Source organism: Stenotrophomonas sp. G106K1 (genome assembly GCF_037969685.1).
GTDB lineage: Bacteria > Pseudomonadota > Gammaproteobacteria > Xanthomonadales > Xanthomonadaceae > Stenotrophomonas > Stenotrophomonas lactitubi.
The window spans coordinates 129647-151683 of the sequence record NZ_JBBPFR010000008.1 but is presented as its reverse complement, the minus strand read 5'-3'; the positions used below and the strand labels follow the sequence as shown (position 1 = coordinate 151683).

Annotated in this window: 16 protein-coding genes; 6 read left to right on the top strand and 10 right to left on the bottom strand. The window is 65.1% G+C overall.

Annotated elements, in window-relative coordinates; translation table 11 throughout:
* The first annotated feature begins 22 nt into the window (after nucleotides 1–22).
* The 3 genes from WKB25_RS10035 (at nucleotide 23) to fhuE (ending at nucleotide 3450) form a co-directional block, all read left to right on the top strand.
* Entirely contained in the window at nucleotides 23–496 is a 474-nt protein-coding gene (locus WKB25_RS10035) for an Lrp/AsnC family transcriptional regulator (RefSeq protein WP_340570310.1), read from the top strand.
* 43 nt (nucleotides 497–539) lie between these two features.
* The gene (locus WKB25_RS10030; protein ID WP_340570308.1) at nucleotides 540–1109 is read left to right on the top strand and encodes a M23 family metallopeptidase; all 570 of its coding nucleotides are present in this window, start codon (nucleotides 540–542) and stop codon (nucleotides 1107–1109) included.
* A gap of 178 nt (nucleotides 1110–1287) precedes the next feature.
* On the top strand, nucleotides 1288–3450 hold the full coding sequence (fhuE, locus tag WKB25_RS10025) for a ferric-rhodotorulic acid/ferric-coprogen receptor FhuE (RefSeq protein WP_340570307.1): 2163 nt from the start codon (nucleotides 1288–1290) through the stop codon (nucleotides 3448–3450).
* A gap of 79 nt (nucleotides 3451–3529) precedes the next feature.
* Here fhuE and WKB25_RS10020 read toward each other — a convergent pair whose 3' ends face one another.
* On the bottom strand, nucleotides 3530–6391 hold the full coding sequence (locus tag WKB25_RS10020; RefSeq protein WP_340570305.1) for a TonB-dependent receptor: 2862 nt from the start codon (nucleotides 6389–6391) through the stop codon (nucleotides 3530–3532).
* Between the two features lie 257 nt (nucleotides 6392–6648).
* Entirely contained in the window at nucleotides 6649–7056 is a 408-nt protein-coding gene (locus WKB25_RS10015; RefSeq protein ID WP_340570304.1) for a biopolymer transporter ExbD, read from the bottom strand.
* A 151-nt stretch (nucleotides 7057–7207) separates the two neighbouring features.
* On the opposite strand from WKB25_RS10015, the gene WKB25_RS10010 reads away from it, so the two are divergent.
* A complete protein-coding gene (locus WKB25_RS10010; protein ID WP_340570303.1) occupies nucleotides 7208–9193 on the top strand; it encodes a transglycosylase SLT domain-containing protein in 1986 nt (661 codons plus the stop codon).
* A 93-nt stretch (nucleotides 9194–9286) separates the two neighbouring features.
* On the top strand, nucleotides 9287–10507 hold the full coding sequence (locus WKB25_RS10005; RefSeq protein ID WP_340570302.1) for a multifunctional CCA addition/repair protein: 1221 nt from the start codon (nucleotides 9287–9289) through the stop codon (nucleotides 10505–10507).
* 49 nt (nucleotides 10508–10556) lie between these two features.
* Here WKB25_RS10005 and WKB25_RS10000 read toward each other — a convergent pair whose 3' ends face one another.
* From WKB25_RS10000 to WKB25_RS09970, 7 genes are all read right to left on the bottom strand, one after another.
* Entirely contained in the window at nucleotides 10557–10991 is a 435-nt protein-coding gene (locus WKB25_RS10000) for an SseB family protein (RefSeq protein WP_049467432.1), read from the bottom strand.
* A gap of 87 nt (nucleotides 10992–11078) precedes the next feature.
* On the bottom strand, nucleotides 11079–11438 hold the full coding sequence (locus WKB25_RS09995; protein WP_205406330.1) for a transcriptional regulator: 360 nt from the start codon (nucleotides 11436–11438) through the stop codon (nucleotides 11079–11081).
* On the bottom strand, nucleotides 11435–11737 hold the full coding sequence (locus tag WKB25_RS09990; protein WP_340570299.1) for a type II toxin-antitoxin system HigB family toxin: 303 nt from the start codon (nucleotides 11735–11737) through the stop codon (nucleotides 11435–11437). The genes WKB25_RS09995 and WKB25_RS09990 overlap by 4 nt, the downstream gene beginning before the upstream one ends.
* 46 nt (nucleotides 11738–11783) lie before the next feature.
* Entirely contained in the window at nucleotides 11784–12122 is a 339-nt protein-coding gene (locus WKB25_RS09985) for a hypothetical protein (protein WP_340570297.1), read from the bottom strand.
* A gap of 3 nt (nucleotides 12123–12125) precedes the next feature.
* Nucleotides 12126–13157, bottom strand: coding sequence for a S41 family peptidase (locus WKB25_RS09980; protein WP_340570295.1), 1032 nt, complete (start codon nucleotides 13155–13157; stop codon nucleotides 12126–12128).
* 146 nt (nucleotides 13158–13303) lie between these two features.
* Nucleotides 13304–16708 carry an XVIPCD domain-containing protein gene (locus WKB25_RS09975; RefSeq protein ID WP_340570293.1) on the bottom strand — a complete coding sequence of 1135 codons (3405 nt, stop codon included), beginning with the start codon at nucleotides 16706–16708 and terminating at the stop codon, nucleotides 13304–13306.
* 42 nt (nucleotides 16709–16750) lie between these two features.
* Entirely contained in the window at nucleotides 16751–17392 is a 642-nt protein-coding gene (locus WKB25_RS09970) for a DUF1629 domain-containing protein (RefSeq protein ID WP_340570291.1), read from the bottom strand.
* A gap of 692 nt (nucleotides 17393–18084) precedes the next feature.
* Here WKB25_RS09970 and WKB25_RS09965 point away from each other — a divergent pair.
* Nucleotides 18085–18531, top strand: coding sequence for a hypothetical protein (locus WKB25_RS09965; RefSeq protein WP_340570289.1), 447 nt, complete (start codon nucleotides 18085–18087; stop codon nucleotides 18529–18531).
* A 219-nt stretch (nucleotides 18532–18750) separates the two neighbouring features.
* Here WKB25_RS09965 and WKB25_RS09960 read toward each other — a convergent pair whose 3' ends face one another.
* Entirely contained in the window at nucleotides 18751–21792 is a 3042-nt protein-coding gene (locus WKB25_RS09960; RefSeq protein ID WP_340570287.1) for an autotransporter domain-containing protein, read from the bottom strand.
* Nucleotides 21793–22037: the final 245 nt, after the last annotated feature.

Genomic DNA, 22037 nt, shown 5'->3' with positions numbered 1-22037 from the left:
GTCCGTGCAACTTCTGCTCACCATGGCCACCGCCCCTGTGCTGGACAGCTTCGACCGCGCCATCCTCGCCCTGCTGCAGCAGGACAACACCCTGCCGCAGCGACAGATCGCCGAGGCCGTGCACCTGTCGACCCCGGCCGTGCAACGGCGGATCAAGCGCCTGCAGGACAGCGGCGTGATCGCCGCCAATGTGGCGGTGATCGATGCCGCGAAGATCGGCCGGCCGCTGACCATCATCGTCGAGGTGCGTGTGGTCAGCGAACAGCGCGAGAAGGTCGCCCCGTTCCGCCGCCGCGTGCTGGACGACCCTGCCGTGCAACAGTGTTACTCGATCACCGGTGATGGTGATTTCCTGCTGCTGCTTTCGGCGGCATCGATGGAAGAGTACGAGGCGATCACCGAACGATTGTTCGGTGCGGATGACAACATCGAACGCTTCCGTACGTCGGTGGCGCTGGGCACGTTGAAACGCGGGTTCGACGTGCCGCTGTCATAGCGCAGATGCAGTCGAGCATGGCCTGCTCATACACTGGCAACGCATGAATACCCCTGCCCCCTCCAACGCCAGACGCCTGCGCCGCTGGCTGCTGCGTGGCGCCATCCTGCTGATCCTGGTCATCGCGGCGATGGCCTTCTGGAACAGCCCGTGGGCCGCCGCACCGAAGATGCTGTGGACACTTTCGCGCATGCCGCCGGCCACGGAACTGCCGGTGCCGGTGGACGGTGTCGGCCCGCGCCAGATCGCCGATACCTTCGGTGCGCCGCGCGGTCGCGACCGCAGCCATGCGGGCATCGACATCTTCGGCAAGCGCGGCACGCCGGTGCGCAGCGCTACCCCCGGCGTCGTCGCCGACATCCGCGACAGCGGCCTCGGCGGCCGCCAGGTCTGGGTGATCGGGCCGGGGCGCGAACGCTACTACTACGCGCACCTGGAAGACTGGGCCGATGGCCTGGCGCGCGGCCAGGTGGTGCAGCCCGGCGACCTGCTCGGCCATGTCGGCGACAGCGGCAACGCCAAGGGCACGCCGCCGCATCTGCATTGGGGCATCTACGGGGAAGACGGCGCTCGCGATCCGCTGCCACTACTACGGCAGCAAGACACTCGATGACAGCAGCGTGGGCGTGGCTTCGGATCGCGCCGTTCATGATTTGTAAATAGGAATAATTCGTATTACCATTTCTTTCGTTTCCGGTGGTGCCAGGACGGCCTGCCCGCCCTTCTCCTACCCGTAGCGCCTCGCCTCCTGGATGCCGGCCGAACGCGCGTGCCCGCCCAGGAATCCCCCGATGATCCGTCCCGCCTTCCCTCCCCTGCAGCCGCATCGCCTGTCCGCTGCGGTGTTCGCCGCACTCTGCGTGGCCGCCGCCCCCGCCGCCTTCGCCGAAAACGCCGCCGACCCGACCACCCTCGACAAGGTCGTGGTGAAGGGCGAGCGTGCCGAAGGCTATTCGGTGCGCCGCACCTCGGCCGGCACCCGCTTCGACCTGGCGCCGCGCGAAATCCCGCAGTCGGTCAGCATCATCAGCCACCAGCGCATCGAAGATCAGCAGCTGGACGACATCATCGACGTGCTGGGCAACACTACCGGCGTCACCAGCACCCAGTCCGACAGCGAGCGCACCGAGTTCTATGCGCGCGGTTTCTACATCGATGCGTATCAGTTCGATGGCCTGCCCACGCAGATGGTGCAGAACTGGAGCTACGGCGACTCCGGCCTGGACCTGGCCCTGTATGACCGCGTGGAAGTGGTGCGCGGCGCCACCGGCCTGCTCAGCGGCGCCGGCAATCCTTCCGCCTCGGTGAACCTGATCCGCAAGCACGCCGACAGCGCCGAGCTGACCGGCAGCGTGTCGGTGAACGTTGGCAGCTGGGGCCGCACCCGCACCACCGTGGATGTGGGCAGCGCACTCAATGCCAGCGGCACCGTACGCGGCCGGGTGATCGGCAGCTACCTGGACACCGATGGGCAGATGGACCGCTACAACCAGCGCAAGACACTGGGCTATGCGGTGATCGACGCCGACCTGACCCCCGATACCCAGCTCAGCGTGGGCTACGACTACCAGCAGAAGCGCGCCAACGGCGCGACCTGGGGTGGCTTCCCGATGCTGTACTCCGACGGCAGCGCGACGCCGTACGACGAATCGTTCAACGCCAGCCCGAACTGGACCTACTGGGACACCACCAGCAAGCGCGCGTTCGCCACCCTGCAGCACGCCTTCAGCAACGGCTGGAAGTTCAAGATCGGCGCAACGCATGACCAGACCAAGGCCGACGACAAGCTGTTCTACCCCGCGTACAACGATTGGACCACCGGCGCGTCGAACTTCGACAAGACCACCGGTGCAGGCATTTCGCCCTCGGCCGGCTTCTACAATACCGAGCGCAAGGTCACCGGCGTGGATGGCTATGTCGACGGCCCGTTCCAGCTGTTCGGTCGCGAACACCAGTTGATGGCGGGCCTGAGCTACAACAAGCGCGAGTACGCCAACTACGGCGACTATCAGGTGGGCGGCGCTGGCCTGCCGTGGAACCCGTTTGCCAGCTATCTCAACTGGACCGGCAACATCAGTGAGCCGAACTGGAACCCATTGGCCCTGGCCAGCGAAGGCACCATTACCCAGAAGGCCGGCTACGTCGCCGCACGGTTGTCACTGGCCGACCCGTTGAAGCTGATCATCGGCGCGCGCTACACCGACTGGAAGAGCGAGGGCGAAGGCGCGGATCGCCAGCACAAGGTGACCACGCCGTATGCCGGCCTCGTGTTCGACATCAACGACACCTACTCGGCGTACACCAGCTACACCGAGATCTTCCAGCCGCAGACGCTGAAGGACCGCAACGGCAGCTATCTGGACCCGGTGGATGGCAAAAGCTACGAAGTGGGCGTCAAGGGCGCCTGGTTCGACAACCGTTTGAATGCTTCGCTGGCGGTGTTCCGCATTGAACAGGACAACGTCGGCCAGATCACTGGCGAGCCGGTGCCCGGCAGCCAGAACGAATTCGCCTATCGCGCCGCACGCGGCACGGTGAGCCGCGGCTTCGAGTTCGAACTCAACGGCGAACTGGCACCGGGCTGGAACGCCACGTTCGGCGCTTCCCGTTACGTGGCCAAGGATGCCAACGACGCCGACATCAACACCAACCTGCCGCAGACCGCGATCAAACTGTTCACCAGCTACACCCCGCAGTCGCTGCAGGAACTGACTGTCGGTGGCGGTGCCAACTGGCAGAACCGCATCTACTACCCGGTGCCGGCCTATGGCCGTATCGAGCAGAGCGGCTACGCCTTGGTCAGCGCCTTCGTGCGCTACCGCATCTCGCCGGAGTTCAGCGTGCAGGCCAACCTCAACAACCTGCTGGACAAGAAGTATCTCTCGCAGATCAATGGCTACGGTGCGTATGGCGATGGTCGCAACGGCTCGCTGACGTTTACCTGGTCGTTCTGATAGAAACGGCGCCGGGCATCGCCCGGCGCTACCGCGGCAACAGCAGCGCCGGAATCTCTCCGGCGCTGCTGTACTCACATCAGAAGCGCAGGTCCGCGCGCAGGTACCAGTAACGGCCACGCGGGATGTCGTAGGTCGAGGCGTCATAGCCGTTCAACGAGCACGACAGGCAGATCGGCGGATCCTTGTCGAACACGTTGTTCAGGCCAGCGGTCAGCTGCAGCCCCTTCATCCAGTCGATCTTGTAGCCCACCTGGGCATCGTGGAAGGTGGTCGCCGACAGCGTGTTGGTGCCGGCGGCCTGGTTGCTGCACACCGGGAACGCCACGGCGTCACCGCAGTCTTCGGTCAGTTCGGAAATGTGGCGTACCGTCCAGTTGGCGCTCCAGTTGTCCAGCGTCCAGCCGATGCTGGCGTTGCTGGTCCATTCCGGAATCGAACTGTCAGCCACTTCCACGCCCGGCTTCTGCGGTTGCCGCTGGCCGGCCGCACCGGTGGCCTCATAGCGGCCGACGAAGGTGTTCTTCCAGCCCAGCTTGAACTGGCCGATCGAGCTCTGCGGCAGGGTCCAGAACAGATCCACATCCCAGCCGTCAGTCTTGATCGAACCCAGGTTGGTCAGGCGGTTGTTGAAGCTGCTGACCGCACCGGTGCTGGCACGGGTGATGCCATCGCAGTAGATCGGGTCCAGCGTATCCACGCACAGGTCCAGCTGGGTCTGCGCGTTGATCGCCTGGATCGCGCCATCGATGTTGTGGCGGTAGAACGTCACTTCCACGTCGAAACGCTCCGACCACGACGCATCGTTGCCGAACCAGGGACTCCACACGAAACCGGCACTGAAGCTGCGCGACTGCTCCGGCTCCAGCTCGCGGTTGCCGCCGGTGGTCACCGAGATCTGCGAGTTGGCCTGCTGGAAGCCGGTCGGCACGCCCAGCGACGCGCAGTTGGCCGCACTGCCACGCGGCGGTGTGCCCCCCAGGCCCACCGAGCAGGGATCGAACAACTGCAGATCGGCACGCGCGGCCGAACCGTACAACTCGCCGATCGACGGTGCGCGGAAGCCTTCGGCATAGGTGGTACGCAGCACGAAGTCATCGGTCACCTGCCAGCGCAAGCCGTACTTGGGAGTGAACTCGCCACCGAAGGTCGAGTAATCCGAGTAGCGGCCAGCCAGGCTCAGGTCCAGCTTCTTGCCCAGCGCCGAGTCGGCGAAGATCGGCACGCTCAGCTCCAGGTACGCTTCGTTGACATCGTAGGAGCCGGACGTGGGCTGCGACGGTACGCCGTTGTAATGGCCGATCACCGTCAACGGATCAGGCTGGTACGAGCCTTTGTACTTGCGGTGTTCGAGGCCGGTGGCGAAGGACACCGGGCCGGCCGGCAGTGTGAACAGATCGCTGGACAGGTTGGCGGTGAACAGGCTCAGTTCGTTCTGGCTGCGGTCGCGCACCACCGGCTGGATCCAGCGCAGCATGTCCGGGGTGATCGAACCGGCGCCACCGAAGATGTTCAGCGGCACGCAGCCTGGCGTGGCCGCGCACACCGCCGGATCACCCAGCGCCATGTTGACGTTGTAGATGTTGTAGCTGCCGTAGTTGGTCTGCTCGGCCTTGTTCTTGCTGTACATGCCGTTGACGTCCCAGTACCAGCTGCGGTCGGCCGCCTGGAAGTTGCCGACCAGACCGGTGGCGAAGTACGTGGTGTCCACCTTCTGCTCGAACACGCGCGCGCCGCCTTCCACCGGGCGGCGACCGATCAGGCTCATGTTGCCCGACGACACCAGGTCGAAGCCGAACGGGTTGTACGGGTTCAGTGCCGAGACCACGATGTTGTCGGCCAGCGGATTGCCGGTGGCGCCATCGGGGCCGAAGAACAGCGGCTCCGGGCCGGCCTGGTTGGTCGACTCGCGGCGGTTGCCCAGTGCCTTGACGTACCACTGCACGTTGTCGGTGATGTCGAAACGGAACTGGCCGAACAGGCCCTTACGCTCCGACGGCGTCAGCACCATGTTGTACTCGGCGAAGTTGAAGCGGTCGGCGCTGGTGAAGCAGTGGTAGTCGTCAGTGCGGTTGCAGCCTGCGCTGCCGTCGTAACGCGGGTTGCTCACGCCAGTATTGGGCACGATGTTCTGCACCGCACCGGTGTTCGGGTCGGTGAACATGAAACGGCCCTGCGGAATGCCGCCGCTGCCGAAGGCCAGGCCGGTACCGGGAATCGGGAAGCGCGACTGCTCGCGGTCCTTCGCGTACACCGGGTCCTGCTTGGTCCAGCTTGCCCCCAGGAACAGGCTGTAACGGTCACCACTCTTGCCCCAGGCCAGGTCCACGCCCTTCTGCGTGCCATCGCCCTTGCCGTACTGGCCATAGTTCAACGTCACCTGGCCGCCATCGAAATCGCGGCGGGTGATGATGTTGACCACACCGGCGATGGCATCGGAGCCGTACAACGACGATGCGCCGTCTTCCAGCACTTCGATGCGCTCAACGATCGCCAGTGGGATGGTATTGAGGTCGGTGGCCGACCCCACGCCCGAGGCCGAGGATTCATTGACCCAGCGGATGCCATCGACCAGTACCAGTACACGCTTGGCACCCAGATGGCGCAGGTCCACCTGCGCCGAGCCCGCGCCGACGCCACTGCCGTCGGGCGGGAAACCGAAGTTGCCCGACGAATTGAATTTGGCATTGAGCGCCGAGCCTGAGCCGGTGAGCTGTTGCAGCACTTCACCGATCGAGGTCAGGCCGGTGCGTTCAATATCGCCGCGGGTCAGTGTCTGGACCGGCACCTGGCCTTCGACTTCAGCGCGCTTGATGCGGGTACCGGTGACTTCCACCGCATCCAGGTTGGTGGTGGATTGTGCAGCGGCACCCAGCGGTGCCAGGGTCATCACGCACAGCGCGACGGCAACCGCCAAGGGGCGGTGGTGCAGGTAGTTCATTCGCTCTCTCTCCAAAGGAATGTCGGGACATGGACTGCCGCGCTCCCCCCTGCATGGCGGCAGCGTCTCCTTTGTAAACAAGCGGTAAAGATCGCGGCGTGATGCCCGACACTCTTTCACGCAGATTTGACGATTCTGAAAGCAGATAACGTCATTTCGCTGCGTATTCACCGAAGCCCGCGCTGACCACCGGTGACTTTGTAAGCGCCCATGCGCGAGTGCGGCCCTCCATCAGGAAGGCCGCACCGGCGACTCGCTCACTGCACGAACGCGATGTGTTGCATGCCGGTGGCCTCGGCGGCGGCCAGGATCTTGGCCATGCCGTCGTACTCGGCCGACGGATCGGTGCTGATGCGCAGCTCCGGCAGGTTGCCGGCATGCTCGCTGGCCTGCGCCTGCAGGCGCGACTGCAGATCGCCAATGGCCATCGGCTGCCCGTCCCAGCTCAACTGGCTGGACGCATCCAGCCGCAGCTCGATCGGCGGTGGCGGTTCGGGGCGATCAACCACGCGATCGGTGGCCTGCGGCAATTGCACGTTGATCGGTCGCGACAACATCGGCGCGGTCACGATGAAGATGATCAACAACACCAGCATTACATCCACCAGTGGCGTGACGTTGATGTCCGCCAGCGGGCCGCTTCTTCCTGCGCTACTGAATGCCATGTGCCGCTCCCTGCAGCAGGGCCGGTTGCCCCAGCCCAAACCTACGCTGGGCAGCCGCCCTCGCGGCAGTGCGGATCCCACCATCATTCAGCTGTCGTTGCCGTCTTCGGCCGTGTACACAATGCGAAACTGAATTCAGCCACTGCCCGCTATGCTGGTCGCCATGACCCGACGATCTTCGACCGCCCTGTCCCTGCTCCCGCTGGCCACCACGCTGCTGATCGGCTGCGCGAGTGCCCAGTCCCTCGATGCCCAGAACGCCCAGCTGAAGGCCGCCATCGCAGCCGCCGAACGTGGCCAGTTCGATCCCGGCCAGGCCGCTGCGCTCAGCCGCCATCCCGCGTATGGCTGGCTGGAATTCGCCAACCTACGGCGCAACATCGACACCGTCGATACGGCGCAGGCACAAGCCTTCCTCAAGCGCTACCAGGGCCAGGCCGTGGCCAACAGCTTTCGCAGCGCCTGGCTGCCCTCTGTCGCGCGCCGCCAGGACTGGCCGACGCTGCTGGCCAACTGGGCTCCCACCGACAACCTCGGCCTGCGCTGTGCGCAGCTGACAGCGCGCCAGGCCACCGGCAAGCTGGACCCGCAGTGGATCGGTGAAGCCCAGGATCTGTGGCGCAAGAACGGCAAGTCGTTGCCCGATGCCTGTGACGCCGTGTTCGCCGTGCTGCAGGCGCAGGGTGGCATGAGCGATGCACTGCGCTGGGAACGCATCGATGCCGCTGCCGATGCACAGCAGCCGGCGGTGATGCGTTCGGCCGCGCGCGGCCTGCCGGCCAGTGATCTGGCCCTGGCCAACACCTACGCCGCCTTCGTCGACAAGCCCAACGCCAGCGCCCTGAACTGGCCGCGCAACGAGCGCAGCCGGCGCATCGCCACCGACGGCCTGGCCAAGCTGGCCAAGGCCGACCCGGATGCTACCGAACAGCAGCTGCCGCAGTACGCGCAGGCGTTGGGCCTGAGCGCGCAGCAGCAGGGTCAGGTGCGTTACCAGATCGCCCTGTGGACGGTGGCGTCCTACCTGCCCGACTCGGCCCGCCGCTTGAATGCGGTACCCGATGCGGCCTACGACGAACGCCTGCACGAATGGCGCGCGCGCGAAGCGATGTCGCGCGGCGATTGGCCGGCAACGCTGGCAGCGATCCGCAAGATGGGTCCGACCCAGCGCAACGATTCGCGCTGGCGCTATTTCGAAGGCCGCATGCTGGAAAAGACCGGCCAAGTACAGCAGGCGCAGCCGCTGTTCCGCGAAGCCGCACGCGCGCCGACCTTCCATGGCTTCCTGGCGGCGGACAAGCTGCAGCAGCCCTACACGCTGTGCCCGTGGAAGCCCAACGACAGCGCGCAGGCGCAGGCCGCAGTGGCGCGCGATCCGGCCATCCAGCGCGCGATGGCGCTGTACCAGATCGACCGCGCCGGCTGGGCGGTGGCCGAATGGAACAACGCACTGTCGCGCTTCGATGACACCCAGCGTCGCCTTGCGGTACGCGTGGCGCAGGACAACGGCTGGTTCGACCGCGCGGTGTTCTCGCTCGGCAAGCAGAAGCAGGAGCAGCGCCTGTACGACCTGCGCTTCCCGCTGCACCACGACGCCACGATCCGTCGCGAGGCGGCGCGCAATGCGCTGGACCCGGCCTGGGTGGCCGCTGAGATCCGTGCGGAAAGCGTGTTCAGCCCGCGCGCGCGTTCGCCTGCCAACGCCATGGGCCTGATGCAGGTGCTGCCGGCGACCGGTGCTGGTGTGGCCAAGTCCATCGGCCTGACCGGCTACGGCGGCGCTGACAGCCTGTACGACCCGGACACCAACATCGCCATCGGCACCGCATACCTGCGGCAGTTGATGAACAAGTACGACGGCCTGCCCTACGTGACCATCGCCGCCTACAACGCTGGGCCGACGCCGACCGCGCGCTGGCAGACCCAGCGCCCGGGCTTCGATCCGGACCTGTGGATCGAGACCATCAGCTACAAGGAAACGCGCGAGTACGTGGCCCGCGTGCTGGCCTTCAGCGTGATCTACGACTGGCGGCTCAATGCCGACGCATTGCCGCTGAGCGACCGCCTGATGGGCCGCCTGGTGGACAAGCGCAAGAGCTTCACCTGCGCCGCCGACGCCGACCAGGGCGGCGATTGATCGCCCGATGACGGTAGCGCCGGGCCATGCCCGGCGGACGCTGCAAAGTATCCCGCCGGGCATGGCCCAGCACTACCATGTCATCATCCCCCCATGAAGATCTATCTTGTCGGCGGCGCCGTGCGCGACCGCCTTCTGCAGCGCCCTGCCGGCGACCGTGATTGGGTCGTCGTCGGTGCCACGCCCGCGCAGATGGAAGCGCAGGGCTTTACCGCCGTGGGCCGCGATTTCCCCGTGTTCCTGCACCCGAAGACCGGCGAGGAATACGCGCTTGCGCGCACCGAACGCAAATCCGGCCGTGGCTACCGCGGCTTCGTGGTCGATGCCGATCCGGCGGTGACGCTGGAAGAAGACCTGCAGCGCCGCGACTTCACCATCAACGCCATCGCCTGCGATGAAGACAGCGGCGCGCTGGTCGACCCCTATGGCGGGGCGCGTGACATCGAGCAGCGCGTGCTGCGCCATGTCGGTCCCGCCTTCGTTGAAGACCCGCTGCGCGTGCTGCGCGCGGCGCGCTTCATGGCCCGCTTCGCCTCGCTCGGCTTCACCGTCGCGCCGGAAACCATGGAACTGATGCGCGAGATTGCCGCCAGCGGCGAGCTCGACACACTGGTGCCGGAACGTGTGTGGCAGGAACTGCGCAAGGCACTGGTGTGCGAACGCCCGTCCGCGTTCCTGCGCACCCTGCACGACGCGCACGCGCTGGGCCCGATATTGCCGGAGCTGGAAGCGCTGTACGGCGTGCCGCAACGCGCGGAATTCCATCCCGAAGTCGATACCGGCGTCCACCAGGAAATGGTCAGCGACATGGCCGCGAAACTCGCACCCGGTGATGATCTGGTCGGCTTCGCCGCACTGACCCACGACCTCGGCAAGGGCCTGACCCCGCCCGAGGAATGGCCGCGCCACATCATGCACGAGCAGCGCGGCATCACGCCGCTGAAAGCACTGTGCGCGCGCCTGAAGATTCCGACCGAGCACCAACAGCTGGCCGAGGCAGTATGTCGCGAGCATCTGAACGTGCATCGCATCGACGAGCTGCGCGATGCCACCGTGCTGGAACTGCTGGGCCGCTGCGATGCACTGCGCCGGCCGGAACGGGTGGGCCGCATCGCGCTGTGCTGCGAGGCCGACAAGCGCGGCCGGCTCGGTTTCGAGGACAGCGACTACCCGCAGGGCGAAACACTCAAGCGCCTGCACCGGGCAGCGCTGTCAGTGCAGGCGCGTGATCTGGACACCACGCACCTGAAGGGGCCGGCCATTGGTGAGGCGCTGGCCAAGGCGCGTGTACGAGCGATCGCTGCCGCCCGCTGAAGCATCGGGTAGTGCCGGCCGCTGGCCGGCAACCACGGTATCCGCTTTGTCAGTGCGCCATCCCACGTGTGATCGCCGCAGCACGTTCCTTCAGCTGCGCCACCGCGTCGGGGATCATCTCCATGCCCACGTCCAGGCCCGGGTTCAGCACCAGGCCGACGCCCTCGCCGATGCCCGACAGCAGCGCATGTACCGCGATGGGCATGGCATGGGCGAACTGCGGCAGCTGCTCATGCCAGATTTCCGCGCGCTCGGGCGCCGTGAACACCGCGAACATCGGCTCGCCGCCTTCGCTGGTCAGCACCAGCGGCGAAATGCTCTCGTCCCAGGCGCCATCTTCACCGATGGCCTTGTCCAGCAGCACGAACACCGGCGCGGTCAGCAGGCCGTCGAGGAACTGCGAGGCCGTGAGGGTTCCGTCCTGGGCCTGCAACAAGCGCACTTCCAGGTCGTTGGCGGGTTCGAACGGCGTTTCGTGGTCCATGGTGGGTTCCGGTACGTGATTGCTGGCTGCAACTTTAGCAGGCCCTGCACAAGGCTACGTACACCCCATCCTGCACCGGGATGGACCTCAGCGGCCGATCAGGCTTTCCGCCGGAATACCCAGGTTGCGGTGCAGGTTGCGGATCATCTCCAGGGTCAATCCACGCTTGCGATTCAACACCTCATACACGCGGTTGAGCTGACCAATGGAGGGTACCAGGTCCTTGACGGTCAGACCGCCCTGCTCCATGCGGAAGCGGATTGCCTCGATGGGATCCGGCAGCTCGATCGGGTAATGCTTCGCTTCGTAAGCCTCCACCAAGGTGGCGAGAATCTCGAAGCGGTCGCCTTCTTCACTGTCCAGGGCGGGTTCGTTCTCGAAATAGGCCTCCAGCTCGCGCAACGCGTTCTGGTAGTCATCTTCTGTGCGAATGGGACGAATGTTCATTTTTCCTCCACGGTCGCTACGTCAATCCGGTCGTATTCGGCATGGGTGCCGATGAACTTGATGTAGATCATCTGACGCTGATAGGTAACGTCGACAATCAACCTGTGGCTGTTGCCTTTGATGTTGAAAACTACGCGACTGCTACCGATGAAACTCGCACTCGCATAGCAACTGCGGATGTCATGCGGACTCGCCCAGGCGGCGCGCCTCGCTTCGTCGTGCCAAGCCTTCAGCGGCTGCTCGCACTCTGGAAACCTCTCCCGGTAGCGCCTGAGCGTAGACAGCGCGAAAACTCTCACGGGCGCATCCTAGTCCCAATATGGGACATATGCAAATCATGACCCATCAGATGCCTCCGTGCCCCTGCCGCCACATCCACCCCGCCACTGCCAGCCCGGCCACCACCACCAGCATCACCGGCAGGCCGAAGCGGTGTCGCCACGGGATCGGTATCCCGCCCAGCTGCTGGTCCATGCTTTCGGTATCCAGCACCCAGCCGTGTTCGCAGTGGGTGCAGGCCAACTCGTAACGGCGCTGGTAGACGAAGCCGAACAGCAGGTCGATGCGCGCCATCTTGTAGCGCAGCTGCGGGGCGAACTCGGTTTCAGCCTGGCATCGCAGGCAGTGGTGTGCTTCGGTGGGGCCGACAATCAGCACCCGTTCGTGCTGGCCGATCAGCAGCATGGTTCAGCCTTTCCTGCAGGCGGGCTGGGCCAGCAGCCAGGCTTCGGCGGCAGCCACCGTGGCGGCATCGCCGACGGTGGCCTCGTCCGGCGCGATCTTCAGCCCATCGCCACGTCCGTTGCGGTCCCGCATCACGCTGGTGGTCAGCACCAGTGAACTGCCATCGACCAGCGGCCGCACGATGTTGGCCGTGGACATGCCGGCGGTGGGCAGACCGAAGCTGCGTGTCTGCGGCCGGCCACGGAAGGCCAGCACCGTGGCTTCACCGGAACTGGCGGTTAGCGGGCCGGTCAGCACAGCTACCGGCGCACCCGGCTTCTTCAAGCAGTAGCCAAGTGTACCGAGATCCACAATCACACGCGATCCAAGGCGCACCCCGGAAACCGTGGACTGCCAGCGCTCCGCGCCAGCGGGGGTGGCAAAGGAACCGACCTCTTCATCATCGTTCGCCGTGGTACGCAGCAACGGCGCTGCACCCACCAGCATCGGCCACATGTTGCCACCGGTGTTGCCGCGCAGATCAACGATCCAGCCGCAGCGGTTGCCGTTGTCCTTGTCGCGGATGATCGCCTGCCAGCGTGCGGCACGCGCCTTCATCTGCTCGCGCGCAGCGGGCCCCGGGGCGACGGAATAGCCTTCGATACCCAACCAGCCGATGCGCCGATCCAGCACATCGACCGGCACATGCGCTTCCGGCGCAGTGGAAACGGCGGCATTGGCACGACCTAGGCGTTGTGCCTCCGATTGCAGCCGCTGGGGACTGATCCAACTGCCATGGCCAGCGGAACTGCGGTCAATCGCTTCGCGTAGAACCTCACGCGTCCTGCTCGGATCGCCCTGTGCAGCCTTCATGCGCGTGCGGATGGCCGGCCATTCCACGCGGTCACGGTACAGCGCCTCGCGCTCCAGTATGTCCAGCAGTTCGGCTTGTGCCTGCGGGGTTGGAAGATCGACGGATTCAGCGGCCGCTGCCGGCATTGCGATGAAGAAAAGTGAGCCCAGCGCAGTAACCATCGTTCGAAGCTCAAGCTGCATTCGACGTTCCTTCGTCATTGATGAATCACATAGAGCCAAACACTTTGGCACCGGCGCCAGACTGGACAACGCCCATATGGATGGGGCTTCTACTACATGCAACCGAAGACGGTATAGCCCGATCTCCAGATGAGCAAGCCCCAGTTTCACCCGCCACTGGCAGCGCGAATCTGGATATCCTGTTGTACCCGCTGATCTTCCATCTGCTGCTCAAGTTGATTGGCCAGAGCCCGTTGATGGGCCTCCTGGCTCACCACGTCGAACTGCTGCATCGACTCTTCCACCGAGGTCTGTGCAGCCAGTTCCGTCGGCATCGCAGCCCGTAGGTGAGCTGGGTTGCCTGGTTCGCCCTGCACCACGAACAGGGTATGCCCGGCCGGCTTGTCTGCAGTGGCGTTGCTCAACAGCACGTGGTCGACCCGCTCCAGATCGTTGTCCTTGGCCAGCACCAGCAGGCTGGCTGCCATCCGCTCGCTGGTCGCGTCGAATCTGCGTCCGTGCTTGGCATCCAAGGCTTGCACCCCCTCGCAGATCTGCTGGTAGAGCGCGTGGTCGGTGTGGCCCGGGCGGGTGGGATCGGGCTTCTCATCGCGAGCGACCTGCACCGGATCGGCATCGCTCGCCACTGCATAGGCCGGATGCGTGGTCGGAGCGGTCGTGGGCTCAGCCCATGCAGTCACCGGCGCAACCGGGACCTGCATGAGGGATTGCTCGTTTTCAGGCAACGTCTCTGCATGGTCGGCAGTGGGCCGTTCGATGGACGCGTGCTGCGTGGCGGGTGACGGCAATGATTCGGTGGTTGGCTGCACCTCATGGCGTCTTTCAACTTGCTGCGAAGTGCTTTCCTGCGGAGGCGTTGCCGAGGGCTGCGCTTCCGGCGGCATGGCATGGGCAAAAGGTTCATGCGCTGCTGGGCCGGTCTGCGCTGACTCGGTGATGCGCGGCGATGCGTTCACCTGCCGCGGCACCGGATCGGGCGTAGGAATTCGGGTCGGTTCGGGCGTGGCCGCGTTGTGCATGGCAGTGCCGTGCGTGACCGCTGGCATACCCGTTGCAGCGAGCGACGGCGGGTGCCGCACTTCTGCTGCATACGTGTCGCGCCGATGCTCAGCCTCGAACTGGCCGGATGACGATGGGGTATTCGGCTCCGCAGGTTGCTTGGCGACAGCAGCTTCGGGTTTGGGCTCCGGTGGTGGCCGCATTACCAGCGGCGGTGCAGCCGCAACCGGTTCAGCAGTGGCCAGCGGCCGATGCAGCGCCTCTTCGCGCTGAGCCGCCTCCACCGCTTCAAGCGCATTGGAAGGTGCCGTTGCACTGCCGCTCACGTGCTGCGCTGCCGCCAGCGCTATCTGCCCCGCATCCACGCTGGCCGCGCCCTGGCGATTGGCCTCCTGCAGCGCCTGCTGGTGCGCCTCCCGCTCGCGCGGTGACAACGCAGCAATGCGCAGCTCCGGGATTTCCTGCACAGGTGCATGCTCGCCTGCACGTGCACGTACTTCCCCCCATGCCGCCTGTAGCTCCTCGGTGGTGGTCACCGCCACCGGTCGGGCCACGCCATCCTGCCCCACCTGGTAATGCGTGATCGGCCGGGATTCGCCGGCATGGCCGTCAACGGCCGGGCCCAGCTCCTGCATCGTGGCGCCGGTAATGCCATGCTGCTCGCGCGTGCGAGCCGTGGCCAACGCGATGGCCTGTTGCCACACAGGCGTTGGCGCAACGCCCGCCGAGGCATAGGCATGGCGCTGCTCGTATTGGTTCAGTTCGGCGTTGGTCGGCGCAGGCCGGGCTTCCAGTGCAGCCAGCGCGCGCTCGAACCGTTCCAGCGAGGGTTGCTGGATCGTGCGTGTCAGCTCCAGTTCCAACGCAAGGTTCCCTTGGGCCACCTTGCCGTCATGGCTCCACTGCCCGGCGGCGTCGCGCTGGTACATCGTATTGTCCGAACCCAGGATGGCATCGGGCCGGGCGCGCGCAGTCTCCACGGCATCGGGTACCAACGGCACGAAATCGCTGGCGCGGGTGGCGGCGCGGGTTTCCAGATAGCTGGCCGCGATGGCGGCCTTGCCATGGGCAATGTTGTCTTCGATACGCTGCACCGCCAGCTGGTTCAGTTCTGCTGCGCGCTCCGGCGTGGCGATCTGGGTTTCGTACACGCCACGGTCGTTGGCACCTACCACGGCCGTCTTCACCTGACGGGTCCACTGCTCGGTCTGCGGGTCACGCTGCCAGTTCTGATTGTCCAGACCTTTCACATCCTGCGGCCCTGCCGGGATGCTGAAGGGATTCTGCGGCTCATGTGCTTTGCCCAGTGCCAGCTCTACGGCACGCACACTAGCTTTGGCGCCCAACTCACGCGCCTTCTCATAGCTGGCGCCGACACTATGCTCGGCGGCGTCGGGCAAGCCATCGGCCGTACGCACCATCTTCGCTTCGCGCTGCCAGTTGCGGCCGTTGAACTCCCACTGCACATGCGCACTGTCTTCCTGGCGGTAGACGGCGCGGTTGTCGAGCAGATCAGCACCTTTGTCGAAGGCCTTGCTCATGAACAGCGCATCGGCAGCGACCACCGCCGCCGGCACAAAGCTCGATGTACCAATGACCGAGGCCGTTGCCATGCCGCCCATCCAGCCTCCACCACTGCGTGCGAGTGCATGGGTGAACTCAGACTGCGCGGCTGTGCCATTACCTTGCTGCAGAAGCTCGGACACGCGACGCGTGGTCATGACGGCATCAGCGCCAGAGGCCAGCAGACCACCGGCACGGATCAACGGGCTGGCCGAGGCTTCGCCGAGGAGCAGGTCCATCGAAGCGAAGCCCTGCTGTGCACGCGGTACACGGATGCGATAGGCCGCTTCCTCACCCAGGGTGCGCTCTACTACCAGGATGCCGCCGGGAGACATGCTCAGACGGCCATCGTAGTGGGCATTGGCAATGGCCAGTGATAACCCGCTGCGTTGAAGTTCGATGTTGCCGCCGCGAATGATCGGCCGGCTATCGACCTGGAACTGATGCAGCGAAGTGACGATCCGCGGCTCGGTATGCACGATCGCGCCCCAGCCGTGGTCCACGCCGTTGAAGCCCTTCAAGACCTCAATCTGCTGAGCGTGGGTCTGGTAGTAGGCGGGGATGTTGCGAAAGAAGTATCGGACCTGCTGGTTGGTCAGCTCAGGGGAGCTTCCGACGGGGGTGTTGGTGTTCAAATCACCGTTGATCAGGCCGACCTTGACAGTATCCCGCAACTGCTCCACCCGCCGGGCAACTCGATCCATCGCTGACAGGTCGCCCTCTAATGAGGCTTGACCATCAGAGGTCATCTGGATCCTGTTCAGTCGATCAAGCATCCCTAGCTGGTAGGCACTCAGCGGACCACCACTATGGGGAGTAACACCAAGCACGTTGGCAAACTGGGGATCTGCTGGCAGAAAAAGTCGGTTCTCCAGGGAATGGATATCGAACTTTCCGGCGCTCTGCAGCTTGGCAAGCAGTGGACTGTTCTTCAGCGTCTGCTGCTCGATGGTGTGATGGTCCTGAAGGTACGTGCGGTAGTTAGGCATGATCCATGATCAGGTTCCTTCCCTATTGCCGATATTGCCGGTTCAGCAGTTCACAACGTCTTCGAACCAGAGGCCGTTGGACTTCCTGGGCGTGACGATTCCGGCGGCCTCCACCGCATCTTTGAATGTGCGGTCGCAGAAGACCCCTCCATGGAACGCCAATCTGAACACGTGGGCCGAATCCAGAACCTCACGCTTGAAGGCCAGCCGGACATCACCCGTGAGCCCGTAATACTTACCGGCTTCAAACTCATCACTAATCTCGATGTCGAGTGTAGATGCCTCCTCATCCAAGGCATCCAACGTACGCACCACATCGCAGAGGTAGTAGGTCGGCCCCTTGGAACCATCGGCCAAGCGATAGTCGGCATCGGCGAAGGCGAACGCGTCGGGGTCGACCGCTTCCATCACTTGACGCAGGCGCTCGGAGACCAGCCAATAGCCACTCATCCCACCTTCCAGATCCTCGGGGAGTACGCCTTCGCGAGGGTGATAGACCAAGCGTGGGGTTTCGCGCAGCGGTGGGAAACCACCAGCCTTGGGCAACAGAATGAGTCTGGGCGGGACAAGTAGGGCGTCCTCGTTCTCAAAGACCACTCCATGCCCCTTGCCGCCTCGGCAAACATCCGGCTGCAATTGGTAGAACTCGCCCTTACGCGGTTGATTGGTGGATGTCGATTCCATGCGTTGCGTCCTGCCCCGTGGCTGCGTCTTCGGAAGTGTCTCGGGTAAGCCTACCCCTCCATCCACTGGCGGGCCAAATTGCACCCTCGTTGGGCGAAGGGGCATCAACGGGCTCTGGCTATTGCGCTTCGGCCAGGAACCAGAGCAGACGCGAACCAGACATTGAACACGAAGGTGTGACGGAAGTTCAGCTCAGAGCGCATCGTTTACGACATTGGCCGCTTGATAAGTCACCTCGATGCGGGTTCTGTCTCAAATTCAATGATGACCAGCTGTCTCCAGTCTGGCGGCCGTGTCGGGCTTGTTTGGCAACAGGTTCCAGTTGATTGGCGTTTCGTAATGGATATCGCAGCATCCCTCCTCGGCGCACGCGCAAGGTGTCGTATTGAGCCCGTACGCATCGGACTGTGATTTACAACTTTGCTCATGTCATCTCACGAGCGAACGCACGAAGGTTGTTCTGCCAGCGTCACCTGCGCTGGCCGGGATTGGCGTCCTGAATCAATGAGCAACGATGACCGATTGCCTCGCTGCAGGCACTCGCGACAATGCACCACCTGCCGGTCCATGGCGGGCGGTGCGTGGGGACCCTTGGGTCCGTCGGCTTCTTCTTTGCTCTTGACCGGCACGCCAACCCGCACCGCCCGCCACCTCGCATCCCGCAGGTGGCCTTGCCCTGTGAGGTTGTTGCCATGACTACGCTCTACCCCACCTATCCCCGCCTGCACACACTGCTGGGTGATGCCCTGCCCGACCTGCAGCTGCCCAACGCTACTGCCGAGGCTCTGGAAGACGCGCTGACCGAAGCGGATGAAGCCGCTCCCACGCCCGCCTTTTTCAAGCGGTTGCGCGACATCACGCGCTGCCACGCCGCCGACGGCGAGCCGTGGACGGAACTGCGCATCACGCCGGCACGTGCGCGCGATCTGGCCTGCACCACGCGCTGCCTGCTGGCGTTGTCGGCATTGGGTGGCGTGTTGCTGGCCACGCAGGCCGCGCGTGAACTGGACGACGCGGACGCGCAGTGCCCGCCGCTGACGGAGGAAGGGCTGTTGCACGCGGTGCAACTGCTGGCCGATCACGCGGGCGCGTTGCTGGGTCGATCGCCGTTGCAATGCGGCGGCGTGGGGATTGATTGACTGCTGCCAATGCGTGTCGACCAAGGTCGACACCTACCGGGGCGGTGCATGGCGCCCGTTGGATTCGTGTCGACCAAGGTCGACACCTACCAGGGCGGTGCATGGCGCCCGTTGGATTCGTGTCGACCAAGGTCGACACCTACCAGGGCGGTGCATGCCGCCCGTTGGATTCGTGCCGACCGAGGTCGGCACCCACCAAAGCAGCCAAAGCGGCGGGCGTCACCAATCCGCGCGCAGGCCGATGTTGCCTTCGATGATGCGGCGCTTGCCGTTGTCGCTGCCACCCACCTCGCGGGTGTAGTCGGCGACGGTATACGCACTGATCGTGCGGTTGAAGCGCCCGACCACGCCGACACCGGCTTCCAGTGCGCGCGAACGCTGCGAATTGATGATCGCGTCGTTGTCGAACAGGATGCGGTCCTCGCCCGAGCGACCGTGCCAGTAATTCAACTTGAAGTATGGCTGCCAGCCGTTGTCAGACAGTTGGTAATCACCCGCCAGGCGCAGGCCGACGCGGCCGGTCCAGGCGTTGTCGTTGTCGAAGGAAATGGTGGACACCAGATCACGCTGGTCATCCAGCGAACTGCGTTGCCAGATCACCTGCAGCTGCGGCTCCAACCACCAGGATGACTGTCCGAACTGCAGCAGTGGCTTGCCCGCTTCCAGCGACAGCGTGGTGCCATCGCCCTTGAGGTCGATGCCCAGCCCGCGCGACGAACGCGTGCGGCCGTCGTAGCGGCTTTGCATCGCCACTGCGTCGATGTAGCCGCCCCTGCTGTCAGTCAACGTCCAGTACAGGCCCACGTGCTTGTCGTCCAACCGGCTCTGGCCGACCAGCACATTGTCCCAGCCCACGGCCAGGCCGGTGATCCTGCCATCGGCGCGGGTGCGGCCGACGAACACGCCGATCTGGTTGCGATGGTTATCGGCGGCAGCGGCCCATACGTCCAGGCCTGCCTGCACGCCCATCACGTCGCCATCGAAGCCGGGCCGTGCATCGCCCTTCCAGTGGATCTCGCTGCTCTGCCCCACCAGCCGCCCCCACGCGGTGCGGAACGCGCCTTGGCTGTACAGCAGGCGTTGTTCGCCCTGACGCTCGTGGAAGGTACCCAGGCTGGCCAGCGAGGTCTCACGCAGCAGCGGGGGTACCACGGCGTAGGCAGCGGTCTCCAGGCGGTATAGCGGTACCAGGCCGTTCTCGTCCGGCGCGGCGGGTGTTGCTCCCGCACTGGGCGGCGCACCGGTGCCGGGCAGGCTGCCCCCGGCCACCGGCACGTCCGGCACCGGTGGATCGCTGGGCGGGGCCACGGGCGGCGGTTCCGGCGGCGGCGGTGGTGGCGCGGTCTCACCGGCGGTCAGGTCCGGATCGATGGCACCTTCCGGTGGCGGCGGGGGTGCCGGGGGAATCGGAGGCGGCGGTGCCACCGGGGGTGTCGGCGGCGGCGGTGGAACCACTTCGCCGCCACCGTTCGGCGCGGGGGCCGGCCCGACCGCAACTGTCGAACGCAGGTACCAGTTCTCGCCGGTGCCGGCGCTGACGCCGCCCTTGAACAGGAAATACTCGTAGGCGCCGGCCGAGACCGGTGCGAACAACGAGAAGGCCCCGGGCGCCGTGGTGGCACCGTTCAGCGCCTGCACCACCAGGATGCCGTCAACCAGCGTGGCCGCCCCGCTGCCGCCTGCGTTGAGGATGCCGATGCCGGTGCTGCCGGTTGCCGTGCCGCCATCGATCACCAGCCGGTCGCTGGTGGCGTTGTCCGCTGCCAGCACGGTACGCAGGTACAGCCCGCCGCCATCGCCACGGTAGTTGCCGCGCACGGTGAACACATCGCCCGGCGCGGAGCCGGTCAGATCGATGCGCCCGGCGTTGACCACATTGACCAACGCGCTGCCGCTGACAGGACGCACTGCATGCGCACCGCTGCCTGCATAGATCGTGCTGGTGTCATCCAGGGTGAGTGAACCGGTACCGCTGACACTGTCACCGAGCACCAGATCACCATCGAAGGTGAGCTCGGTGCTGCTGGCCAGGCTGATCGCTTCCCAGTTCTGGAAGCGCGCGACGCCGCTGCCTTTGACGTTGCTGAAGCTGAGACGATCATTGCCGCTGCCGCCGTCGAACAGCGGTACCGCGCCGATGTTGCCCTGGTTGAGGTTGCTCAGCGTGGCCACGTCGTCGTCGGGGCCTGCGTCGATGGTGCCGTACACGATGCCGCCGCCGCTCCAGTTGAAGGTGTCGTTGCCGGTGCTCAACAGCACCTGGCCACGCACCGTGCCATCGGTGATGGTCACGCTGTCATTGCCGCCGCTGACGCTGATGTTGCCGCCGATATAGGCGGTGCCGGAGATGATGATGGTGTCGGTGTCGAAGCCGGTAACCACGTTGCCGTCGACGGTGCCGCCGGACATGTCCCACAGGTTCTTGTCCAGCTTCATGTTGACCCGGCCGATGCGGCCACCGGTCATCCACGCCTGGTCGCCATCTTCGAACGCGCCGACGATGCGGCCACCGCTCATGCGGAAGGCATCGATGTTGTCGCCCTGCTGCAGGGCCCCGATGGTGCCACCGGTCATGACGAAATCATCGCGGCCACTGCCCTGCGTCACCAGTCCGGTGATGGTGCCGGCGTTGACGGTCAGCCGGTCATCGCCATTGCCCTGGTCGAGGCTGTCGATGGTGCCGCCGCTGAGCAGCAGCACGTCGTTGCCATCGCCCTGCTGCACACCGCCGGTGATGCTGCCGGCCAGCATCTGCAGGCGATCGTTGCCGGCACCGGACTGAACGCCGCCGGTGCCGCCGCTGATGGTGCCGCGGTTGACCAGCTCGCTGTCGCCGGCACCGCTGAACTGCAGTGCGATACCGCTGCCGGAAGTGATGCTGCCGGTGTTGTCGACGCGGCTGCCGGCGCCGAGCTGCACCGCGATACCGCTCTCCGAGTTGATGGCGCCGAAATTGGTGAGCACGTGCCCGCCGGCGCCGAGCAGGGAGATGGCGCTGCCTGCGCCGGCCTGCTGCAGCTGCGCGCCATTGCCAACATTCACGGTGATGCCCGCCGCGCCACTGGCGCTGATGGCTGCAGTCTCGGGATTGGGGGCAGCACTGCTGCAGGTGACGGTCTGCCCGGCGACGGGAGCCGTCGCATCGCAACCTGCCCAGGCAGCCGGGGCGGACAGCGCGAGCAGCGCGGGCGCGACCAGGATCTGGGCCAGGGAAACGGTCAAACGGCGCCGGCGTAACCCGCGCGGGACGACATGGGACATACGGCACTCCTGGGTCGGGGGATCAGGAACTGCGGATGTTCTGTACGACACTGCTGACGCAGTCTGCCCTGCCATGAATGGTTTCGATAGGTGAAGTTATCGGTAGTTGGTCACGCTTCCGTTGTGAAACCGGGAAGTGCTCACGCGTCCCGCATGTCGATGAACTCGTTCACGTCGAATGATCCGCAGAGAGCATCCGCGCATGGCGTGGATCTACTGCGATCCTGGCCCAGTAGATCCATGCC